This window comes from Rhodococcus sp. NPDC003348, assembly GCF_053589375.1.
The window spans coordinates 24,542-45,144 of sequence record NZ_JBSFRT010000023.1 but is presented as its reverse complement, the minus strand read 5'-3'; the positions used below and the strand labels follow the sequence as shown (position 1 = coordinate 45,144).

At 69.7% G+C, this 20,603-nt stretch carries 18 protein-coding genes; 9 read left to right on the top strand and 9 right to left on the bottom strand.

What is annotated here, in order from left to right; genetic code table 11:
* Positions 1–25: 25 nt before the first annotated feature.
* The 4 genes from ACWDU4_RS16300 to ACWDU4_RS16285 all read left to right on the top strand — a co-directional run bounded on the left by ACWDU4_RS16300 (position 26) and on the right by ACWDU4_RS16285 (position 4,130).
* Positions 26–586 carry a PadR family transcriptional regulator gene (locus tag ACWDU4_RS16300; protein ID WP_450114948.1) on the top strand — a complete coding sequence of 187 codons (561 nt, stop codon included), beginning with the start codon at positions 26–28 and terminating at the stop codon, positions 584–586.
* Entirely contained in the window at positions 579–1,673 is a 1,095-nt protein-coding gene (locus ACWDU4_RS16295) for an inositol-3-phosphate synthase (RefSeq protein WP_450114947.1), read from the top strand. The genes ACWDU4_RS16300 and ACWDU4_RS16295 overlap by 8 nt, the downstream gene beginning before the upstream one ends.
* Positions 1,674–1,982: 309 nt before the next feature.
* Positions 1,983–3,599 (top strand): ribosomal protection-like ABC-F family protein, encoded by a 1,617-nt coding sequence (gene abc-f / locus ACWDU4_RS16290; protein ID WP_450114946.1) that lies wholly within the window; start codon positions 1,983–1,985, stop codon positions 3,597–3,599.
* Positions 3,600–3,686: 87 nt separating this feature from the next.
* A complete protein-coding gene (locus ACWDU4_RS16285; protein WP_450114945.1) occupies positions 3,687–4,130 on the top strand; it encodes a hypothetical protein in 444 nt (147 codons plus the stop codon).
* Between the two features lie 66 nt (positions 4,131–4,196).
* Here ACWDU4_RS16285 and ACWDU4_RS16280 read toward each other — a convergent pair whose 3' ends face one another.
* Positions 4,197–5,204: an ABC transporter permease gene (locus tag ACWDU4_RS16280; RefSeq protein WP_450114944.1), complete on the bottom strand. Its 1,008-nt coding sequence runs from the start codon at positions 5,202–5,204 to the stop codon at positions 4,197–4,199.
* 105 nt (positions 5,205–5,309) lie between these two features.
* On the opposite strand from ACWDU4_RS16280, the gene ACWDU4_RS16275 reads away from it, so the two are divergent.
* Positions 5,310–6,119, top strand: coding sequence for a TetR/AcrR family transcriptional regulator (locus ACWDU4_RS16275; RefSeq protein ID WP_450114943.1), 810 nt, complete (start codon positions 5,310–5,312; stop codon positions 6,117–6,119).
* 39 nt (positions 6,120–6,158) lie between these two features.
* Here the strand turns inward: ACWDU4_RS16275 and ACWDU4_RS16270 are convergent, their stop codons facing one another.
* Genes ACWDU4_RS16270 through ACWDU4_RS16260 form a run of 3 tightly spaced genes read right to left on the bottom strand, consistent with a single transcriptional unit; the run spans position 6,159 to position 9,222 of the window.
* Positions 6,159–6,920: an SDR family oxidoreductase gene (locus ACWDU4_RS16270; protein WP_450114942.1), complete on the bottom strand. Its 762-nt coding sequence runs from the start codon at positions 6,918–6,920 to the stop codon at positions 6,159–6,161.
* Complete coding sequence (locus ACWDU4_RS16265) at positions 6,920–7,993, bottom strand: phosphotransferase family protein (RefSeq protein WP_450114941.1); 1,074 nt, start codon at positions 7,991–7,993, stop codon at positions 6,920–6,922. The genes ACWDU4_RS16270 and ACWDU4_RS16265 overlap by 1 nt, the downstream gene beginning before the upstream one ends.
* On the bottom strand, positions 7,990–9,222 hold the full coding sequence (locus tag ACWDU4_RS16260; protein WP_450114940.1) for an acyl-CoA dehydrogenase family protein: 1,233 nt from the start codon (positions 9,220–9,222) through the stop codon (positions 7,990–7,992). Before ACWDU4_RS16260 ends, ACWDU4_RS16265 begins: the two co-directional genes overlap by 4 nt.
* 93 nt (positions 9,223–9,315) lie before the next feature.
* Between ACWDU4_RS16260 and ACWDU4_RS16255 the strand changes: the two genes are divergently transcribed.
* The 4 genes from ACWDU4_RS16255 to ACWDU4_RS16240 all read left to right on the top strand — a co-directional run bounded on the left by ACWDU4_RS16255 (position 9,316) and on the right by ACWDU4_RS16240 (position 14,276).
* Complete coding sequence (locus ACWDU4_RS16255; protein WP_450114939.1) at positions 9,316–9,945, top strand: TetR/AcrR family transcriptional regulator; 630 nt, start codon at positions 9,316–9,318, stop codon at positions 9,943–9,945.
* A gap of 144 nt (positions 9,946–10,089) precedes the next feature.
* Complete coding sequence (locus tag ACWDU4_RS16250) at positions 10,090–12,696, top strand: LuxR C-terminal-related transcriptional regulator (RefSeq protein WP_450114938.1); 2,607 nt, start codon at positions 10,090–10,092, stop codon at positions 12,694–12,696.
* Positions 12,697–12,820: 124 nt separating this feature from the next.
* Positions 12,821–13,249 carry a hypothetical protein gene (locus tag ACWDU4_RS16245; RefSeq protein WP_450114937.1) on the top strand — a complete coding sequence of 143 codons (429 nt, stop codon included), beginning with the start codon at positions 12,821–12,823 and terminating at the stop codon, positions 13,247–13,249.
* Positions 13,250–13,328: 79 nt separating this feature from the next.
* Positions 13,329–14,276, top strand: a complete 948-nt coding sequence (locus tag ACWDU4_RS16240) for a DUF1254 domain-containing protein (protein ID WP_450114936.1) — start codon at positions 13,329–13,331, stop codon at positions 14,274–14,276.
* Between the two features lie 102 nt (positions 14,277–14,378).
* Here ACWDU4_RS16240 and ACWDU4_RS16235 read toward each other — a convergent pair whose 3' ends face one another.
* The 5 genes from ACWDU4_RS16235 to ACWDU4_RS16215 all read right to left on the bottom strand — a co-directional run bounded on the left by ACWDU4_RS16235 (position 14,379) and on the right by ACWDU4_RS16215 (position 20,479).
* Positions 14,379–16,583 (bottom strand): transglycosylase domain-containing protein, encoded by a 2,205-nt coding sequence (locus ACWDU4_RS16235; RefSeq protein ID WP_450114935.1) that lies wholly within the window; start codon positions 16,581–16,583, stop codon positions 14,379–14,381.
* Between the two features lie 179 nt (positions 16,584–16,762).
* Positions 16,763–16,966, bottom strand: coding sequence for a hypothetical protein (locus tag ACWDU4_RS16230; RefSeq protein ID WP_450114934.1), 204 nt, complete (start codon positions 16,964–16,966; stop codon positions 16,763–16,765).
* A complete protein-coding gene (locus tag ACWDU4_RS16225; RefSeq protein ID WP_450114989.1) occupies positions 16,963–18,003 on the bottom strand; it encodes a carbohydrate ABC transporter permease in 1,041 nt (346 codons plus the stop codon). Before ACWDU4_RS16225 ends, ACWDU4_RS16230 begins: the two co-directional genes overlap by 4 nt.
* The gene (locus tag ACWDU4_RS16220) at positions 18,000–19,088 is read right to left on the bottom strand and encodes a carbohydrate ABC transporter permease (protein ID WP_450114933.1); all 1,089 of its coding nucleotides are present in this window, start codon (positions 19,086–19,088) and stop codon (positions 18,000–18,002) included. Before ACWDU4_RS16220 ends, ACWDU4_RS16225 begins: the two co-directional genes overlap by 4 nt.
* A gap of 110 nt (positions 19,089–19,198) precedes the next feature.
* A complete protein-coding gene (locus ACWDU4_RS16215) occupies positions 19,199–20,479 on the bottom strand; it encodes an ABC transporter substrate-binding protein (RefSeq protein ID WP_450114932.1) in 1,281 nt (426 codons plus the stop codon).
* Positions 20,480–20,603: the final 124 nt, after the last annotated feature.

The window sequence follows — 20,603 nt, the reverse complement described above, 5'->3', positions numbered from 1 at the left end:
TTGGACGACGGGAGGTGGGACACGGATGCTCGAGCTGGCAATTCTCGGGCTGCTCCTCGAGTCGCCCATGCACGGATACGAGCTGCGCAAGCGGCTGACCGGCCTCCTGGGCGCGTTCCGCGCCTTCTCGTACGGATCGCTCTACCCGACGCTGCGCCGCATGCAGGCCGACGGGTTGATCGCCGAGGACGTCGGCCCGGACGGGACGGTCAAGCGCCGCGCCCGCCGCGTCTACCAACTGACCGACAAGGGCCGGCAGCGGTTCACCGAACTGGTGGCCGACACCGGACCGCAGAACTACACCGACGACGGCTTCGGGGTGCATCTCGCCTTCTTCAGCCGCACCCCCGCCGAGGCGCGGATGCGGATCCTCGAAGGTCGGCGCCGTCAGGTAGAGGAGCGCCGAGAGGGGCTCCGCGACGCGATCGGACGGGCCAGCGGATCACTCGACCGCTACACCCGCCAGCTCCATCAGCTCGGACTCGAGTCGAGCGAGCGGGAGGTGCGGTGGCTCAACGAGTTGATCGCGGCCGAGCAAACACCAACAGCGTTACCCAAGAAAGAAGGAGAACCCGACCATGGGTGAGAACAGCACCGCGGTGCGCGTGGCCATTGTGGGCGTGGGGAACTGTGCCTCGTCTCTGGTCCAGGGCGTCCACTACTACAAGGACGCGGACGAGAACTCCACCGTCCCCGGCCTGATGCACGTGAAGTTCGGGCAGTACCACGTGCGCGACGTGCAGTTCGTCGCCGCGTTCGACGTCGACGCCAAGAAGGTCGGGTTCGACCTCTCCGAGGCGATCCTCGCCAGCGAGAACAACACCATCAAGATCGCCGACGTCCCGCCGCTCGACGTCCCCGTCCAGCGCGGCCCGACCCTCGACGGCATCGGCAAGTACTACTCGCAGACCATCGAGGTCTCCGACGCCGAGCCCGTCGACGTCGTCAAGGCCCTCAAGGACGCCCAGGTCGACGTCCTCGTCTCCTACCTGCCGGTGGGCTCCGAGGAGGCCGACAAGTTCTACGCACAGTGCGCCATCGACGCCGGTGTGGCGTTCGTCAACGCGCTGCCCGTCTTCATCGCCTCCGACCCGGAGTGGGCCGCGAAGTTCAAGGACGCCGGCGTCCCGATCGTCGGCGACGACATCAAGTCCCAGGTCGGCGCCACCATCACCCACCGTGTCATGGCGAAGCTGTTCGAGGACCGCGGCGTCGTGCTCGACCGCACCTACCAGCTCAACGTCGGCGGCAACATGGACTTCAAGAACATGCTCGAGCGTGAGCGCCTGGAGTCCAAGAAGGTGTCGAAGACGCAGGCCGTGACGTCGAACCTCACCGGTTCGCTCGCGGGCAAGGTCCACGACCGCAACGTCCACATCGGTCCCTCGGACTACGTGGAGTGGCTCGACGACCGCAAGTGGGCGTACGTCCGCCTCGAGGGTCGTGCCTTCGGTGACGCCCCGCTGAACCTGGAGTACAAGCTCGAGGTCTGGGACTCGCCGAACTCCGCCGGCATCATCATCGACGCCGTCCGCGCCGCGAAGATCGCCAAGGACCGCGGCCTCGGTGGACCGGTCTACCCGGCCTCCGCCTACCTGATGAAGTCCCCGCCGGTCCAGATGGCCGACGACAAGGCTCGCGCCGAGCTGGAGGCCTTCATCATCGAGGCGTAGCCCTCGCGACGGCCTGTGGTCGTCACACACGCTCGACCCCTGTGGCGGTGGGTGAGTTCTTCGGACTCATCCACCGCCACAGGTGTTTCCGGGCGAGACCGGCCCGGATAATCACTGGGTGCACGGATCATCCGGTGCTACGGTGACTTTCGTGGGCACTCTGAATCAGTAGATCGGGACGTCGCGACGAGCATGCTCCGCGGCGAGTCCTGAGCGCGCATCCACCGCCACCGCGTTCGGTGGGGTCCATTGCGCGAGGACACCTTTCCCCGATCTCTCCGGTTCTGCCGGGGCGCAAGGAGCACACCCATGCCCGCGGCACAGTTCTCCCTCCGGACGGTCTCGAAGCGCTTCGGCGACCGGCTCGTCCTCGACGGCGTGGAGCTGACCATTCCGCCGGGAGCGAAGGTCGGTGTCGTCGGCGACAACGGCTCCGGCAAGTCCACCCTGCTCTCGCTGTTCGCCGGACGTACCAGCCCCGACAACGGCGAAGTCCGTGTCGTCGCGCCGGGCGGAATCGCGTACGCCGCGCAGTCCCTGGACCTGCCGGTGGACGCGACCGTGCAGGACGCCATCGATCACGTCCTCTGCGACGTCCGGGCGCTCGAGGCCCGGATCCGTGACCTGGAGCGGGACCTTGCCCACCCCGCCCCCGGCGACCTCGACGCCCTCATGTCCGAATACACCCGTTCGACAGCCCTTTTCGAAAGCCTCGACGGCTACACGATCGACGAGCGCGTCGCGGCCGGCCTGCACGCGTTGGGCCTGCCGCACCTCGATCGCGCGCGCCCGTTCGACGCACTGTCGGGCGGGCAGCAGGCGAGGCTCGCGCTGGCCACGAGCCTCGCGGCGAACGCCGATCTGCTCCTTCTCGACGAGCCGACGAACGATCTCGACGACGCCGCCGTCGCCTGGCTGGAGCAGCGTCTGCTCGCGCACCGCGGCACGGTGGTCGCCGTGACGCACGATCGAGACGTCCTCGACCGCCTGACGTCGCTGATCGTCGAGGTCGCCGACCGTGCGGTGCGCCGCTACGGCGACGGCTACGACGGGTACCTCGCCACGAAAGCGGCTGAGCGACAGCGCATGCGGCAGGCCCACGCGGAGTGGAGGATCGAACTCGTCCGGAACGCCCGCCTCGTCGAGGCGAATGCGTCGCGGCTCGCGGCGATTCCCCGCAAGCAGGAGAAGGCCGGGTTCGGGCACGGGGCGTTCCGGGCCCGTGGCCGCGACCACGGTGCGATGGGGCGGATCCGCAACGCCAAGGAGCGGATCGAACGACTGACGACGAATGCGGTCGCGCCGCCACCGGACCGGCTGCGCTTCACGCCGCCGCTGTCCACGCAGACCACCGAGGCAGCCGGCGGTCCGCTGGTACGTCTCGACGACGTCCGTGTCGGTTCCCGGCTGTGGGTGCCGGAACTGGAACTGCACCCAGGTGGGCGGCTGCTGGTGACCGGCCCGAACGGCGCGGGGAAGACCACGCTGCTGAATGTGATTGCGGGCGAGATCGTTCCCGGCACCGGCCGGGTGCTGGCGCCCGCCCGGATCGGGTATCTGCGGCAGCGGGCACGCAGGTGGCCCGGCTCGGCGACGCTGCTCAAGGCGTATGCCGGGCAACGCCGGGGCGATCCGGACCGCGTGGAGGCGGAATTGCTCTCGCTCGGACTGTTCCGGCCCGACGACCTGCACCGCCCGCTCGCCGAACTGTCCTTCGGGCAGCGCCGGCGACTCGAGGTGGCGCTGCTGTCCACCTCCGATGCGGACCTGCTGCTGCTCGACGAACCGACAAATCACCTGGCACCTGCGCTGGTCGAGGATCTGGAGACCGCGCTCGACGCGTTCCCCGGTGCCGTCGTGGTCGTCACGCACGATCGACGGATGCGGCGGCGGTTCCGCGGGCACCGCCTCGCGATGGTGCCCTGAAACGCGCTGCCGGACCGGGTCACCCGGCTACGCTCGGGGCGGCGGCGTACGGCGGCCGTCACACCACGCCGCACGAGGAGCACCGTGATGGACACCGTCTGGACGTCACTGCAACTGCTCGCACCCGCGTTCTGGCTGGGTGCGGTGTTCGCGATCTCGTTCCTCGAGGCTCCGCTCAAGTTCCGTGCGCCAGGCGTGACGGTGCCCATCGGTCTGGGCATCGGCCGGCTCGTGTTCCGCGCCCTCAACGTCACCGAGCTGGTGGTCCTCGTGGTGCTGTGGGTCGCGGCCCTCGCCTCGCCGACCCCGCCGACCGCCGCGATGTGGTGGCTGCTCGGCGTGGCCACGGTGGTGCTGCTGGTGCAGGTCCTCGGAGTGCGGCCGCCGCTGACGAGACGATCGAACAAGGTGCTCGCCGGCGTCGAGCTGCCCCGGTCCCGCGCCCACCACGTGTACGTCGCACTGGAGGTCGTCAAGGTGTTCGCACTGGTGGCGCTGACCGTGGTGAGCGTCGACGCGTTGCTGTCGTAACGGGACCGACAAGCGCCGCAGCGGCGGTGTCATCGGAGAGACCCACCGCCGCAGGCGCTTTCGCGCTCAGTGATGGTCGGTCAGTGCATCGGCCGGCGCCGTGGACGCCTTGTCGCCCCGGCGGGCGGCGATGGCCGAGAGTGCGAGGCCGAAGACCGTCCATGCGGTGAGCACGAGGACGGGCCGGAGTGCACCGGCTCCGTCGAAGAAGGCGTTGGCGCGCAACAGGCTTCCCGAGGCCCCCGGCGGCAGCAACTGTCCGAGCGTGGACCAGCCGTCGGGCAGCCAGTGGTCGCCGGTGCCGATCCCGGACAGCGGGTTTCCCAGGAACATCATCACCACCGCACCGATCCCGAGACCGACGAAGCCGAACAGCGCCTCCAGCCCGAGCATCGTGCAGGCCAGAGCCGCCACCCCGAGGGCCAGGCCGGCCGCGGTGAGCCAGTAGTTGCCGGTCAGCGAGCCGGTCCCGTACTGCAGGAACGCGGTGATCGCGGCGCCGGCGACCACCGAGAACCCGAGCACGCCGATCAGACGGATCCGCAGGTTGGCCCGTCCGGGGAACAAGCGGGTCAACGCGACCGCCGGGATGATCCCGCCGAAGACGAGGGGCAGGGCGGCGGAGGTGAGCCCGGAGCCGCGCGGGTCACGTTCGGGGAAGGGGACCAGGTCCTCCACCGTGACCTGGAGGTGCTGTTGCTGGGCGAGGGTGGTGCCGACGGCAGTGATCGCCGACGCGGCGGTGGCCCCGCCGGCGCCGGCGGTGAGCACCCCGACGCCGTCCGCCCCGACGCTGATCCCGCCGGCGACGGACCGCTCGCGGATCGCGTCCGCGAGTGCCTCCCGGTCCGGGTAGGCGGTGACCTCCCAGGAGTCGCCGTCGAGCCGCTCCTGGACCGCCTGGACCACGGCTTGCGGGCCGGTCACGCCTAGCGGCATGGCGTGCGGTCCGCCGTGGATGTTGGGGAGCGCGAACGCCGCGAGCATCGCGATCACCACGGCCGACAGGCCGACGACCAGAGCGGCGAGCACCGCCCACGGGTTTCGCGTTGGCCGCGACCCTGCATCCGACATGTGCGTCACCTTCCGTGGAGAACCGAACCGTTTGAAACTCGGATACAAGCTACACCAAGCACAATGTCAGAACGAGATCCGATGACGGTGAAATAGAGTTCGGATGTGGTGGAAGGGAATGCGGCCGGTGGGGTGCCCGACGAGCTCGTCGACGCGGCCCTGCGGGCGGCGGAGGAGACCGGCCGGGACGTCGGGGCGGTGCCACTGGTCGAGATCGCCAAACGGGCCGGCATCTCGCGCAGCACGCTGCTGCGCCGACTCGGCGGCACCCGCGGCCCCCTCGACGCGGCGGTGCTCGCGAGTGGCGTCGATCCGGGCGGGCAGCGACCGGCCCGCGACCGGGCGATGGAGGCCGGCGCCCAGCTGATCGGCGAACGCGGCCTGGCCGCGTTGACACTGGAGGCGGTGGCGAGCGCCGCGCACTGCTCGGTGTACACCCTGTATCTGGCCTTCGGGAACCGGGCAGGACTGCTGCAGGCCATCTTCCAGGCCTACGGTCCGACGCTGGACCTGAGCACCGACGTCGATCCGCAGACGGATCTGCGCGCCGCGGTGGGCCGGATCTACCGGCAGATGATCCGGCAGTGGACCCGCGAGCCCCGCATCGCACCCGCCATCCTCGCCGAGATCCTGGCCCGCCCGCACGACCCGATGGTGGCCGAACTGGTCGAGTACGTGATGCCCCACTCGCCGCTGAACTCGGTACTGGCCTGGCTCGAGAAGCTGGTCGCGGCCGGCGAGATACGCGACCTGCCTCGGGTGCTGTTGGTGCAGCAGATGGTGGCGCCGCTGATGGTGCACGTCCTGTTACGGCCGGCCGCCGAGTCCCACCCCGCGCTCGCCATGCCCGGGCTGAACGAGACCTGCGCGATCCTCGCCGACAACTTCGTCCGCGCGGTGGGCACCGCCCGGTGAGTTCTTCCGGCCCCCGTGCGGGCCGGAAGAACTCACGGGTCAGGCCATTCTGGAGACCGCCGACAGCGGCAGCACTTTCATCGCCATCGAGATCGGCAGCCACGGCCAGGTCGGGACGTATGCCTTGTTCGGCTCCTTCTCGATGGCCGCCGCCAGTGCGCGGCATCCGGTTTCGGTGTCGACGATGAACGGCACCTTCTTCACCTTCTCGTTGATCTCCGAGCGGATGAAGCCGGGGAAGATGGTGCTGACGCCGATGCCGGTCTTCGCCAGGTCGGCGCGCATGCCCTCGCCGAGCGCCGCGACCCCGGCCTTCGATGCCGCATACGTCGTGAGGTTGCGCGGCATGCCCCGCATCGCGCTCACCGACGAGATCAGCACCAGGTGCCCGGCGTTCCGCGGCCGGAACAGCTCCAGCGCCGCCTCGCTCTGCGCGAGCGCGCCGAGGAAGTTGGTGCGGGCGGTCGCGGCGTTGGCGTGGAAGTAGCCGGTACCCAACGGTTGTCCCTTGCCGAGCCCGGCGTTCACGATCACCCGGTCCAGGCCGCCGAGCTCCTCGTCGAACTCACGGAAGACGGTGAACACGTCCTCGTGCACGTCGACGTCGAGGCTGCGGATCGCGACGGTGATCCCCGGGTGCGCGGCGAGGAGTTCGTCGCGCAGTTCCTCGAGCCGCTCGGTGCGGCGCGCGGCGAGGGCGAGGTTGCGTCCGCGCGCGGCGAACTCGCGCGCCATGCCGCGTCCGAGGCCCGAGCTCGCGCCGGTGATGAGGATGTTCGAACGCGTCGCGCGGTTGCCCACTACGTGCCCTCCGTCATGGTGTCGATCAGTTCGTTGCAACGAGTGTCCAGGTATCCCACGGCGATCCAGAAGTGCTCGAACGCGGGGTTCGTGGTCTGCCCGTGGTGGTAGCGGTAGTAGATCTGCTGGGCGATCACCGCGAGCCGGAACAGGCCGAACACCTCGTAGAAGGACCAGTTGTCGATCGGAAGGCCGGTCCGCTGCCCGTAGTACTCGACGATCTCGCGGCGGGTCAGCATGCCGGGCAGATCCGACGGCTGCCGCTTGGTGGCCTGCATCATCGGGTGGTCGTCGGCCTGCACCCAGTACGCCAGGCTCGCACCCAGATCCATGAGCGGGTCGCCGATCGTCGCGAGTTCCCAGTCCAGCACGGCGCGGGGCCGCAGGTCCTCGCCGAGGACGACGTTGTCGAGCCGGAAGTCGCCGTGGATCACCGCGGAGGCCACGTCGGCCGGCTGATGGTCGGCGAGCCACGTCGTCACCCGCGCGAAATCGGGGACGTTGTCGGTGCGCGCGGCGGCGTAACGCTTCGTCCAGCCTGCCACCTGCCGCGCCGCATAGCCTGTACCGCGCCCGAATTCGTCGAGGCCCGACGTTGCCGGGTCCACGCCGTGCAGTTCGATCAGCAGGTCGATCACCCGCAGGCACAGCTCGCGCGTGTTCTCGGGTGTGAGCCCGAGGTCGGCCGGGGGAGCGGACCGCAGGATCGCACCCTCGACGCGCTCCATGACGTAGAAGTCGCTGCCAAGCACCGACGGATCGGTGCACAGCCCCACCATCGCAGGCACATGCGGGTACACCGGCGCGAGCAGCGACTGGATGCGGTACTCGCGGACCATGTCGTGCCCGGACGACGGCTTGGCCCCGGCCGGCGGTCGGCGCAGCACCAGGTCGCGGTCGGGGTAGCGCAGCAGGTAGGTCAGGTTCGACGCACCACCGGCGAACTGACGCACCTCCGGAACTCCGTCGAGATCGCCGGATCCGTTTTCACGCAACCACTTCGCAACCGCTGAGACGTCGAATGCGTCCTCGTCGCGAACGGTGCGGGCGTTGTCCGGGAGGCCCCCGGTCACTGGTACTTCCCCAGCTCGAAACGGGCGACCAGGCCCTGGTGCACCTCGTCCGGGCCGTCCGCGAGGCGCAGCGCCCGCGCCGCCGTCCAGGCGCCGGCGAGCGGGAAGTCGTCGGACAGCCCACCGCCGCCGTGGATCTGGATCGCGAAGTCGATCACCTGCTGCGCCACCCGGGGTGCGGCGACCTTGATCTCGGACACCGCCGACCGGGCACCGGCGATGCCCTGGGTGTCGAGCAGCCACGCGGTGTTGAGCACCAGCAACCGCAGCTGGTTGATGGCGATGCGGGCGTCGGCGACCCGCTCCCGGTTGCCGCCGAGGTTGATCAGCGGCTTGCCGAACGCGACGCGTTCGGTGCCGCGGCGGATGGCGAGTTCGAGGGCGGCCTCCGCGAGACCGACCAGCCGCATGCAGTGGTGCACCCGCCCCGGCCCGAGCCGGCCCTGGGCGATCTCGAATCCCCGTCCGGGACCGGCGATGATCGCATCGAGCGGCAACCGCACGTTCGTGAACGACACCTCGCCGTGACCGCCGGGCTCGTCGTAGAAGCCCATCGCCGAGAGCATCCGCTCGACCTTGACCCCGGGGGTGTCGATCGGCACGAGGACCATCGAATGCCGTTGGTACCGGTGCGCTTCCGGGTCGGTGAGACCCATGAAGATGAGGATCCTGCAGTCGGGGCTGCCGATGCCGGTGCTCCACCACTTGCGACCGTTGAGGACCACCTCGTCGCCCTCGACCACGGCGGTCGCGGCCATGTTGGTGGCGTCGGACGATGCGACGCCGGGTTCGGTCATGCAGAAGGCCGAGCGGATCTCGCCGTCCAGCAACGGCTTCAGCCAGCGTTCCTTCTGCGCGGCGCTGCCGTAGTGGTGGAGTACCTCCATGTTGCCGGTGTCGGGGGCGTCGCAGTTGAAGACCGCGGAGGCGAACTGGGAGCGACCCATCTCCTCGGCGAGCGGCGCGTACTCGACGTTGCTCAGCCCGGCACCGAGGTCCGCGTCGGGGAGGAAGAGGTTCCACAGGCCCTGCGCGCGGGCCTTGGCCTGCAGCGCACGGAACTCGTCGGACACGCGCCACATCGCGGCACCGGAGACGTCGGCGCGCTGCGCGAACGGTGCCACCCGTTCGGCCCGCAGGCGCGCCTCGACCGGGGCGACCTCGGTCGCGATGAATTCACGCAGCCGGTCGAGGTACTCCTGCGACCGCGCGCTCTGGGCGAAATCCATGCCAGCCTCCATGCCGAGTGCCTAACTGAGCATTGCTCAGTTAGGCTAGACGTAGACTTGCCCGGCAATCAAGATCCTGGACGGTGTCTTCTCGTGTCGACCGAAACCGCGGCTTTCGGGCCCGCCACCACGCGGCGGCGGCTCCCCCCGGAGGAACGCAAGCGGCAACTCGTCGCCATCGGCCTGCAAGAACTGGCCACCCGCCCCATCCACGCGCTGTCGATCGACCAGGTCGCCGAGCGGGCGGGCATCTCCCGCAGCCTGCTGTTCCGGTACTTCCCGACCAAGCAGGACTACTACGTCGCGGTCGTGGGCGCGGCCGCCCGACGCCTGCTGCGCGCCGCGATCGCCGATCCCGAGGACGCGTCGGGGGAGCCGCTTCGGGCCGTCGTCCACGCGTTCGTCTCGTTCGTCGACCGGCACGGCGCGAACTACCAATCGTTCTTCCACGGTAGTTTCGGCTCCGACCCGCAGATCCACGAGATCCGCGAGAACCTGAAGAACACCATGGTCGAGCGCACCCTCGAGGCGACAGGCACCGAACCGTCCCCGGTCACCCGCATGCTGCTGCGGGCCTGGTGGTCGATGGTCGAGAGCCTCGCCGTCGACCGCACCACCGATCCGGTCTTCAGCGTCGACGAGGTCGTCGACCGGGCGCTCGAGGCGCTGCCCCTCCCGACCACGGCCCCCGGCCGCGCGCCCGGGGCGTCCCCCCGCGGGTAGGCGAGGCGGACCCGTCCGATCCGCCGCTCGACGTCGAGGCCCACGGTCCCGGTTGGCGTCCCACCGACCGGCGAGCCACGACATGCGACCCGCGCACGCGAGGTTCACGGCCATCGGCGCGGCGGTTGGCTAAGCTCCAGCGACATGGGGACGCGGCTGCACGGGCATTGGAGCCGCGCGCCCTGGTTTCTCGTTGCACCACCGGAACAGGCGTCACACGTCGCGGCACGACCGAGACTGCACACGCTCCTCGACGATGCCGTGGCCCGCTCGCCGATCACCCTCGTCGTGGCCCCACCGGGATACGGGAAGACGACCGCTCTCGCGGCGTGGGAACACCGCACCCCACGACCGACGGCCTGGCTGTCGTTGACCCGACACGACCTCGAGGGTCGCCAGTTCACCGAGGGACTGGTGTCGGCGCTGCTGCGTCTCGCCGAGCGGCAACCGTCGATCCTCGACGACCTCCCCGGATCGCTCACCGAAACGCCCGACCCGGCCACAGTGGTCGACCAGCTCACACGGTTGGCCCTCACCCGATCCGAGCCGATCGTCGTGGTGGTCGACGACGCCCAGTTCGCCGACCCGTCCGACGTGGTGGAGGTCGTGGAGACCACGACCGAACGGTGCGGCGGGCTGTTTCGCTTCGTCCTCGCCGGCGCCGGCGAACTCGACACCTGGTTCAACCGGCACGTCGTCGACGGGCGCGCGAGTCTGCTGACCGCCCGCGACCTCGCCTTCACCGCCGAGGAGATCGAAGCCGCCGTAGTGGTTTCCGGCCAACGGATCTCGGAGCCCACCGCAGCGGTCGCGCACGCCGAGAGCGGTGGCTGGCCGGTCGCGGTCCGGTTGGCGCTGCTCACCGCCGACCGGCACACCCCCGGGACATCCGCCCAACTGCCCGATGCCGCAGACGATCTTCTGACCGGCTACGTCGTCGAGTCGGTGCTGCAACAGCTCCGACCGGAACTCGCCGACTTCGTCCTCGCCACGACGACCTGCTCCCGCCTGGACGCCGATCTGGCCGAGGCCCTGAGCGGAAACCATGAGAGCCCGGCGCTGCTCGAGGAGTGCGTGCGCCGGGGGTTGTTCCTCGACCGGTACGTCAACGGGGACGACGACACCGTCTATCGCTGGCACGACGTCTTCGCCCGACACTGCCGAATCGCGCTGCGCCGCCGAAATCACAGCCGGTCGCGGCAACTCGACCTGACTGCCGCCGGGCGGCTCGCGGCGACGTTTCCGATCGAAGCGATGGTCCACGCGACCCGTGCCGGCGCGCCGGACCGGGCCGTGGAGATCATCCGGCACCACTGGGTCCGGCTGGTGATCGAGTCGGATGCAGCGAATCTCAACGCACGCTGCCTCGCGCTTCCGCCGGAGTGGAACAGCACGCCCGAGGTGCTCTTGGTCCGCGCGTGCTGTCTGGACGTGCTCGGCGACACGGCCGGCTCGGCACTGCTGTTCGATCGTGCTCGCGCGGCCACCCGCGACGACGACTCGGCACACGTCGCCGCGGCCCGCGCGTTCGCCGAGTTGTTCCTCGCCGACGACGCGACCGATCTCGCTGCCGCGGCCGACCGGGTACGGGCAGCACTCGGCACCGGGGCCGCAGCGCACCACGCGAACACCCACGGCCTGTTCCTGCTCGGATGGGTCGAGTTGCGTCTGCGGCGGGATCCGGCTGCGGCGGTGCGCTTCCTGACGTCCGCCCGTGACGAGGCCCGAACCTCCGGCCACCGTGTGCTCGCCCGCCGTGCGGGAGCCAACCTCACGTTTGCGCTCGCGTTCAGCGGACGCCTCACCCAGGCGCGCCGCGCCGCCGAACTCGACGACGACAGGGCCCCCGACCCGCAGTCCGAATGGTTTCACTACGACGGCGGCATCGAACACTTCGCGCGAGGATTCGTCGACTACTGGCAGAACGACCTGGCAGCCGCCCGGGCGCACTTCCGTGCTCTGGCCCTGGCGGGCGGACACGACGGCTCCTACGCCGCGCTCGCCCGCGTGTACTTCGCGCTGACCGTCGCCGCCGCCCACGATCTCGGCGCGGTCGACGAGGCCGAGTACCACCTGGACCACGTGAGCCGGGACGACGTTCACGGTGTCCCGTGGCCGGCGTACCGCGCCATCGCAGCCGCCGAACTGGCGGCCATGACCGGTGACATGGGAACCGCACTGCGCCTGGTGCAACCGTTGTCCACGGTGGGGGACCTTCCGGTGGTCACCGCCCATGTCGCGGATCTCTACCGGCGCGCGGGGAAACCGGACGAGGCCGCGGGCGCACTTCGGCGCATCCGCGGGGTGCCGACGTCCTTCGTCCGGGCCAGTGGGCTTGTCACCGCGTCCCGCATGACGTGGGATCGAGGCGACCGCGACCGCGCGCACCGGCAGCTCGAACAGGCCCTCGACGTCGCCACGCCGGAAGGCGCAGCACGCCCGTTCGGCAACGGGAGCAAGCAGTTTCGTGCCTTCCTCGCGGAGCACGCCGTGTGGGGCACCCGGCACGAGGACTTCATCGCCACCCGTCTCGCCCCACCCACGTCCGAGGTGCCACGGCGGCTTGCCTACGGCATGTCCCTCACCGCGAGAGAACGTGAGATCTTCGGGTTCCTGTGCACGCGGATGACCTCGGCGGAGATCGCCGCGAAGCTCTACGTGTCGGTGAACACCGTCCGCACCCACCAGCGCTCGATCTACCGCAAGCTGGGGGTCACCACGCGCCGCGAGGCGGTGCGCATCCACGTCTGACCGGGTGCCCGACACGGCCGACGTAATCAGTTGTGGATGATTTCCCGTGCGGACGCTGTCGGTCCGAGTCATCTCCTGGCAGCGTGTGACGGGTCAGCTACTACTTGGTTATCCAGGAGCCCGCATGTCCCGCAGTACCCGTTCGGCCGCGACCGCGCTCATCGCGATGGCGCTCACTCTCACCTTCGCCGGGTGCAGCAGTGACGACGACGCAACACCGGCCGAGAACACCGCCGCAGCCTGTGATGCCTACACCGCATTCGTGGGGTCGGTGGCGGAGGCGCAAACAGAACTGAACTCGTCCCCCACGATCGGGGAGATCGCCGAGACCCGCGGAGCCGTCGGCAACGCGTACGCGGAACTCACCTCCGCGGTCGACGCGGTCGGGGAGGACCGCCTCGACGCGCTCACCGACGCCTGGGAGAACTACGACGCGGCGGTGTCCGGACTCGACCCGAACCTGACCGTCCCCCAGGCCGCCCGGCTGTTGAGCGGCGACATCGACGCAATCATCGCGGCGCAGCAGAACCTCGGCGCCTCGCTCGGCTGCTGAACGCGACACGGTCCGGCAGAACGGGCCGGAGACGACAACGCCGACCACAATGAGGCAACGCCCGCAGAGGAGTGAAGTGATGGCAATACATGTCAGCGTCGACAACTTCGTACGAGCCGAGACGGACCGCATGTTCGCGGACCTGCAACGCGACGCCGGTGGGATCAACACGTTCTCGCACAACCGCGAGCCCGCGTCGATCGACCACCAGACCGTGATCCGGCTGAACCGAGACACCCTGTACAGCTTCGCCGTCGTCGACCTCGCCGAGGGCGCGACCGTGACCATCCCGGAGCACGGCGACCGCTACATGTCGGCGATGGTGGTCAATCAGGACCACTACGTTGGTGCGATCTTCCACGACGCAGGCACCCACGAGTTGCGGGCCGCCGACTTCGGCACCCGCCACGTCGTGGTCGCGGTGCGGACGCTCGTCGACCCCGCGCTGCCCGAGGACCTGCAGGCGGTCGCGTCCCTGCAGGACGGCCTCGCGATCACGGCCGGCTCCGCGCAGCCCTTCGCCATGCCCGACTACGACACCGGCGGCATGGACACCACCCGGAAGGCGCTGCTGACGCTGGCCGCCGGGCTCACCGGCTTCGACTCGATGTTCGGCCGCCCCGATCAGGTCGACCCGGTGCGGCACCTGATCGGTACCGCCGCCGGCTGGGGCGGTCTGCCCAGCGACGAGGCCTCCTACATCGGCGTCGTCCCCGAGGTCTCGGGCGGCAACCACGAGATCACCCTGCGGGACGTCCCGGTGGACGGCTTCTGGTCGATCTCGGTCTACAACGCGGAGGGCTTCTTCGAGAAGAACCCGCAGGATGCGTACAGCGTCAACAACATCACCGGGGCACCGAACCCGGACGGCTCGGTGACCGTGCGGTTCGGGGACTTCCCCGACGGGACCCCCAATGCGATCCCGACCACGGACGGATGGAACTTCCTCGTCCGGCTGTACCGGCCGCGGGCCGCAGTGCGCGACGGCAGCTGGAAGCTGCCCGCCCTCGTGCCCGCGCAGGCCTGACCCGGCCGCCTGAGCCCCTCGGGGCGACCCGACCGCGCCGCATGAACGGAACGTTCAGTCGATCTGATCGACTGAACGCTTCCGTTCATGCGGAAATGGGGGTCAGCCGGGGAGGGGGATGACGACGCCGGGCAGGATCTCCACCGACCGCGGCAGCTGCGGCGGGGCGACCGGGAGGGGGAGCGGGAGGGTGATCGGCGGCGGAGACGCCACCTCCGGCGCCGGTGCAGGCCCCGCCGCCGGCACCGGCGAGGGCGCTCCCGCACCGGTCGTCGCGGCACTGCCGCCGGTGGTGGCACCCGACCACGCCGGGACACCCGCCTGCCCGCCGATCGGCTTCGGCCACGGGAACGACTCCCAGTCGGTGTCGTCGAGGGCGCCGTCCATCGTCGCCTTCCAGATGTCCGCGGGCAGGCCCGACCCGTAAACCGATCCGCCCCACTGGGTGACGATCGGCTGTGACTGCTCGGTACCCACCCACACCGCTGTCGACAGCGACGGCGTGTACCCGACCATCCACGCGTCCTTGTTCATCCCGGTGTCCCCGAGCTGCGCGGTGCCCGTCTTCGCGGCCGACGGCCGCCCGCCCGCGAGCGCGTGCCCCCGCGAGTACGACGCGATCGGCGTCATCGCCTGGGTGATGTTGTCCGCGACCGGAGCCGGGATCCGCTGCTCGCCGGGGTCGGGGGCGCGGTCGAGCAGCACCCGCCCGTCGGCGGTGACCACGTGCTGCACGAAGTACGGTGCCCGGTACACCCCCGACGCGGCCATCGTCGCGTACGCGGACGCCATGTCGATCACCCGGGACTGGTACTGGCCGAGCACGATTCCGTTCTCGGGCGGCCCGCCGTCCTGGCTGAGAGTGGTGCCCGCGACGCCCGGGATCTCCAGCGGGATCCCGGCGGCGTGCGCGACGTCCGCGATCTTCTGCGCTCCGCCGTCCAGGGAGAGGGTCAGCCGGTAGAAGCTGGTGTTCAGGGACCGCTTGAGTGCCTCCGCGATCGTGCAGGTGCCACACGACTCGCCCTCGACGTTGTTGATGGTGACGTTGCCGACCGTCAGCGGCGCCGAATTGAACGTCGTCTGCAGGCCCCGCCCCTCCTCGAGCAGCGCGGCCAGACCGAACACCTTGAACGCCGACCCGGTCTGCAACGGCGCCTGCGCGAAGTCGAAGCCCGCACCGTCCGCGCCACCGTAATACGCCTTCACGCCACCGGTTCTCGGGTCGATCGAGACGACCGCGGTGCGCAGCTCGGACGGCTCCCCGTCGAGGGTCTCGGCGACCGCGTCCACCGCCGCCGCCTGCGCGGCCGGGTCGATCGTCGTGGTGATCTGCAGGCCCTCTGTGTTCAGTTCCTGCTCACTGATCCCGGACGCCGTCAGTTCCGCCAGCACCCGCGCCCGGATCAGCCCCTCCGGTCCGCGAGCCGCGCCCGCGTCGTCGAGCTTGGCCAGCGGCGCAACGACCGGGAACACCTGCGCGGACCGGTCGGCGGGGGTGAGCACACCCATCGACACCATGCCGTCGAGCACGTAGTTCCATCGCGCCTCGGTCGCCTCGGGGTTCTTCTCCGGGTCGAGCGAGGACGGGCTGCGGATCACCGACGCCAGCACCGCGCCCTCGGAGACCGTCAGCTCGCCGACCGGCTTGTCGAAGAACGCCTTCGACGCCGCGGCGATGCCGTACGCGCCGCGACCGAAGTAGATGGTGTTCAGGTAGGCGGCCAGGATGTCGTCCTTCGACCACTGGCGGGCCATCTTCGAGGAGATCACCAGTTCGCGCATCTTGCGGACCACGCTGCGGTCGGAGCCGACCAGGGTGTTCTTCACGTACTGCTGGGTGATGGTCGACCCGCCACCGGCGCTGTCCTTGCCCAGTACGTTGTCGCGGGCCGCGCGGACGAAGCCGCTGATCGAGAATCCGGGATTGGTGTAGAACTTGCGGTCCTCCGCCGAGAGCACCGCCATCCGCACCGGCTCGGGGATGTCGCCGATCGAGACCTCGGTGCGGTTTCCCTCGGGGGGAACGATCTTCGTGATCGGCGAGCCGTCGGCGGCGACGATCGTGGACACCTGGTTGGTGCGCATGTCCGCCGGCCTGGGCACCACCGCCCGCGAGTACGCGATCGCGAAGGCCGCCGCGGGCAACACGACGAGCAGGGCCACCACCGCCAGCACCGCCCACGCCAGCCGCCGGCGACGGCGGCGAGGCTTGCCCGCGCGGCCACCCGAACCCGCCGGACCGCCCCCTTCCGGTTCGTCCGGGGGCGTTTTCGGACTCGAGGTGGCACCGGACGATGGACTCACACGTACGCTCCCGAGGGGTCAGCTGGCAGACGGGCAGCAAACATCCGCCCTCCCGCATCGTGGCATCACCCGACGGCGAGGTCCATCACCGAGCGATCAGCGTGTCCGATTCGGCACTCGCCGCCGTCGGTCCCTCCGGCCCCGTGGCGGACCGGAAGACTCACGGCGCGCAGCGCAGATCAGCGGTTGCGCCGCCAGGCGGCGACCGCGGACAGCAACCCGATCAGGCACCCGAGCAGCACCAGGGACTGCGTCAGCCCCGGTTCACCGCGAACGATGCCGACCACCGCCGCGACGAACGCCATCACGGTGAAGAAGCCGAGCACGCCGACGAGCATCTCCAGCTGCTGTCGCCGCCGGGCCCGCCGCCGAGCGTCGGTCACGACTTCACGCCGCCCGCGGTCAGGCCGGAGACGATGCGGCGCTGGAAGATCAGCACCATGATCACCAGCGGGATCGTCACCAGCGTGCCGGCAGCCATGATCGCCGCGTACGGCTGACTGAACGCGTCCGGGCCCTCGAACCGGGCGATCGCCACGGTCACCGGCTCGGTCTTCTCCGTCGACAGCAGGCTGGCGAGCATGAACTCGTTCCAGGTGGCGATGAACGCGAGGATCGCGGTCGTGAACAGCGCGGGCGCGGCGAGCGGGACGATCACCAGGCGGAACGCCTGTCCGCGCGAGGCACCGTCGATCCGCGCGGCCTCCTCGAGTTCCCACGGCAGGTCCGACAGGAACGAGGTGAGCGTGTAGATCGTCAGCGGCAGCACGAACGAGATGTTCGGGATGATCAGCGCCTGGTACTGGCCGATCCACCCGAGGTCGCCGAACAGCTGGAACAGCGGCGTGACCAGCGCGACCGTCGGGAACATCGACGCACCGAGAATGATGCCGGTAACCAGATATTTGCCACGGAAGTCGATTCGGGCAAGGGCGTACGCGGTGAACACACCGAGCAGCAACGCGACGGCGGTGGTCACCGCGCCGATGATCAGGCTGTTGACGATCGCGCCGAGGAAGTCGTTGCCCTTGTCGGTGGCGAGCGCGTCGCGGAAGTTGTCGAGGGTGAGGTGGGTCGGCCACGGCGTGGTGTCGAACGTGTGTGCCTGATCCCGGAAGGCGGTGACAACCATCCAGTAGAACGGGGCCAGGCCCCACAGCAGGATGACGATCACCCCGATGTAGTTGCGGACCGCGGGGCCGACGGGAGGCCGGCGGCGCTGACGGTCGGCGGGCTCGGCGAGCGCCTCCTCCGGGGGAGGGGGGTCGTCGAGCACGGTCACGGCAGGGATCACCGTGGTCTGGAGCGAATCGTTCGGGACCTCGGACGTGAACCGCTCGTACGGGGCCGAAGCCTCGGGAACGCCTGCGCCTTCGCCCTGTCCGTGGGGATCCTCGGGAACGCTGTGCCGACCCATCAGTGATCACCGCCCTTGCGCTGCTCGTCCTGGGTACGCACGGCGTTCGCGCCGAGGAACTTCACCATCAGGAACGCCACCGCGAAGATTCCGATGAAGATCAACGTCGACAGCGCCGACGCGCTCTGCAGGTTGCCCTGCCGGATGTCGGCGACCGTGAGGATCGACACGCTGGTGACCGGGGTGGACCCCGACGTGCCGGACAGGATCGCCGGGAGGTCGTAGATCCGCAGCACGTCGAGGGTGCGGAACAGGACGGCGACCATCAGCGCCGGCTTGACCAGGGGCAGCGTGATCGACTTGAACCGCTGCCAGGCGGTGGCGCCGTCCACGCGGGCGGCCTCGTACACATCCTGCGGGATCATCTGCAGGCCGGCGAGGATGAGCAGCGCCATGAACGGGGTCGTCTTCCACACGTCCGCGACGATGACCGCGAACCGGGACGCCCACGGGTCGGTGGTCCACGCGATGTCGGTGCCGAGCAGGCTGTTCGCGACGCCGTTCTCGGAGAAGATGAAGAACCACAGCTTCGCGGTGACCGCGGTCGGGATGGCCCACGGGATCAGCACGCTGGCCCGCAGGAACGACCGGCCGACGAAGCTGCGGCTCATGACCGTGGCCATCCACAGTCCGAGAAGCGTCGAGATGCCGACGATGGCGACCGCGAACAGGAACGTGACCCCGACGGCGGGCCAGAAGTCGGCGCCGAGGGTGCCGGGCGGGCAGGTACCGCGACCGGCGCCGCAGTTGCCGGTCAGCCACAGCAGGTAGTTGTCGAACCCGGCGAAGCCGCCCTTGACGAACCGTCCCGTGTCGGGATCGACGCCGGGGTTGCGCTGGAAGGACAGCACGATGGCCTTGACCACCGGGTACACAATGACGATCGCGAGGATCACCATCGTCGGGGCGATCAGGTACAGCGCCCGCCAGTCGCGTCGACGCTTCGGCGGCGGGTCGGTGGGGGTGGCACCCGACGCAGGAGTGGAGCCCGCGGAGCGACCCGGGGCTCTGGCGGCGCCGCGACCGAAGTCGATCACTTCGGTCACGGCGTCCCCACTCTGGGCGCTCGGCTCGGCGGAGTCGGCCATCGTGAACTACCTGATTTCCTTTTCTCGGACGGGTTCGCCGAACCGGCGCGACCGCCCGGGGTGACCGGACCGTTCAGGTCTCCTGGAGCCCGACGGTCCGGTCACGTGAACTACTTCGCGGCGTTGGTGATCGCGGCCGACATGTTGGCAGCGGCCTGGTCGACGGTCGACTTGCCGGTCAGCGCGGCGGTCGCGTTGTCCTGGATCGCCTTCGAGATCGCGCTGTAGTACGGGGTGACCGGACGCGGCTGCGCGTTCTCCAGTGCGGCCTTCAGCGCCGGCAGGTACGGGTACTTCGCGACGAGCGCCGGATCGTCGTAGACCGACTTCAGGACCGGCGGGAACGACGCGTCCGCGAACGCCATCTGGTTCTCGTCGTTCTGGATGAACGCGATGAAGTCGCGGGCCGTGGCCTTGTGCGGCGAGAAGACGTTGATGCCGTCGTTGTAGCCACCCAGGGTGGACGCACCGGCACCGGCCGGGCCGACGATCGGCGCGACCGCGACCTTGCCCTTCACCGCGGAGCCGTCCTTCTCGGCGTTGGTGTACATGTACGGCCAGTTGTAGGCGTACATGGACTCACCGCCGACGAACGCGAGGTTGGTCTCCTCCTCGGTGAACGAGGTGGACCGCTTCGCGATCTGGCCGCCGGTGTAGGCGTCGACCAGGGCCTGCAGGCCGGCCTTCGACTGGGGCGACTCGACCTCGGGGGTCTTGCCGTCGTCGGCGACGACCGCACCGCCCCACGAGTTGATGAACTGGGTGGTGTTGACGGTCAGGCCCTCGTACTGCTTGAGCTGGGTGACCAGGCAGTCCGTGGTCTTGCCTGCGGCCGCGGCGCAGCTGTCGGTGAGCGCCTTCCAGTCCGCCGGTGCCGCCGGAACCAGGTCGGTGCGGTAGTACAGCAGCTGCGCGTTGGTGTTCTGCGGGGCCGCGTACAGGGTGCCGCGGTAGGTGGCGCTGTCGACGGTGGCGGGCAGCAGACCGGCGGTGTCGAGGGCCAGGCCACCCGTGAGCGGCTGCAGCCACCCGTTCGCGGCGAACTCGGCGGTCCAGGTGACGTCGAGCGCCATCACGTCGTAGTCGGCGTTCCCGGCCTGCAGCGACTGGACCAGCTTGTTGCGCTGATCGTCGGCCTCGCCCGGGAGCTCCTTGAGGGAGACCTTCTCGTCGGGGTGCGCCGCGTTCCACTTGTCGATCACCGGCTGCAGCTTGTCGACGTCGTTCTTGCCCATCGCGAACGAGATCGCGCCGCGACCGTCGAGGTTCTGGCCGACGGCTTCGTCGACGCTGCCGCCGCCACCGTTGTCACTGGAGCAGCCGGCGAGCGCGAGCATCGCGACGGCCGAAGCCGCCACCGCGATCCGCGACCGCGTGTTGAAAGAACGCATGGTCCACCTTTCGAAAGAGACGAATCTCCGGCGCCAGCTCACCGGGCCGAGGCATATGTCGTCGCCTACTGTGGCACGACCCGGGGGTGATTTCGCTCATTACCCCCGCACTGGATCGGTTACG

Excerpts from the sequence above, each read along its gene's own strand:
- ACWDU4_RS16300 (WP_450114948.1), top strand. The coding sequence starts at position 26 with ATGCTCGAGCTGGCAATTCTCGGGCTGCTCCTCGAGTCGCCCATGCAC.
- ACWDU4_RS16285 (WP_450114945.1), top strand. The coding sequence starts at position 3,687 with ATGGACACCGTCTGGACGTCACTGCAACTGCTCGCACCCGCGTTCTGG.
- ACWDU4_RS16220 (WP_450114933.1), bottom strand. The coding sequence starts at position 19,088 with ATGGCCGACTCCGCCGAGCCGAGCGCCCAGAGTGGGGACGCCGTGACC.
- ACWDU4_RS16250 (WP_450114938.1), top strand. The coding sequence starts at position 10,090 with ATGGGGACGCGGCTGCACGGGCATTGGAGCCGCGCGCCCTGGTTTCTC.
- ACWDU4_RS16295 (WP_450114947.1), top strand. The coding sequence starts at position 579 with ATGGGTGAGAACAGCACCGCGGTGCGCGTGGCCATTGTGGGCGTGGGG.
- ACWDU4_RS16245 (WP_450114937.1), top strand. The coding sequence starts at position 12,821 with ATGTCCCGCAGTACCCGTTCGGCCGCGACCGCGCTCATCGCGATGGCG.
- ACWDU4_RS16280 (WP_450114944.1), bottom strand. The coding sequence starts at position 5,204 with ATGTCGGATGCAGGGTCGCGGCCAACGCGAAACCCGTGGGCGGTGCTC.
- ACWDU4_RS16260 (WP_450114940.1), bottom strand. The coding sequence starts at position 9,222 with ATGGATTTCGCCCAGAGCGCGCGGTCGCAGGAGTACCTCGACCGGCTG.
- ACWDU4_RS16215 (WP_450114932.1), bottom strand. The coding sequence starts at position 20,479 with ATGCGTTCTTTCAACACGCGGTCGCGGATCGCGGTGGCGGCTTCGGCC.
- ACWDU4_RS16240 (WP_450114936.1), top strand. The coding sequence starts at position 13,329 with ATGGCAATACATGTCAGCGTCGACAACTTCGTACGAGCCGAGACGGAC.
- abc-f (WP_450114946.1), top strand. The coding sequence starts at position 1,983 with ATGCCCGCGGCACAGTTCTCCCTCCGGACGGTCTCGAAGCGCTTCGGC.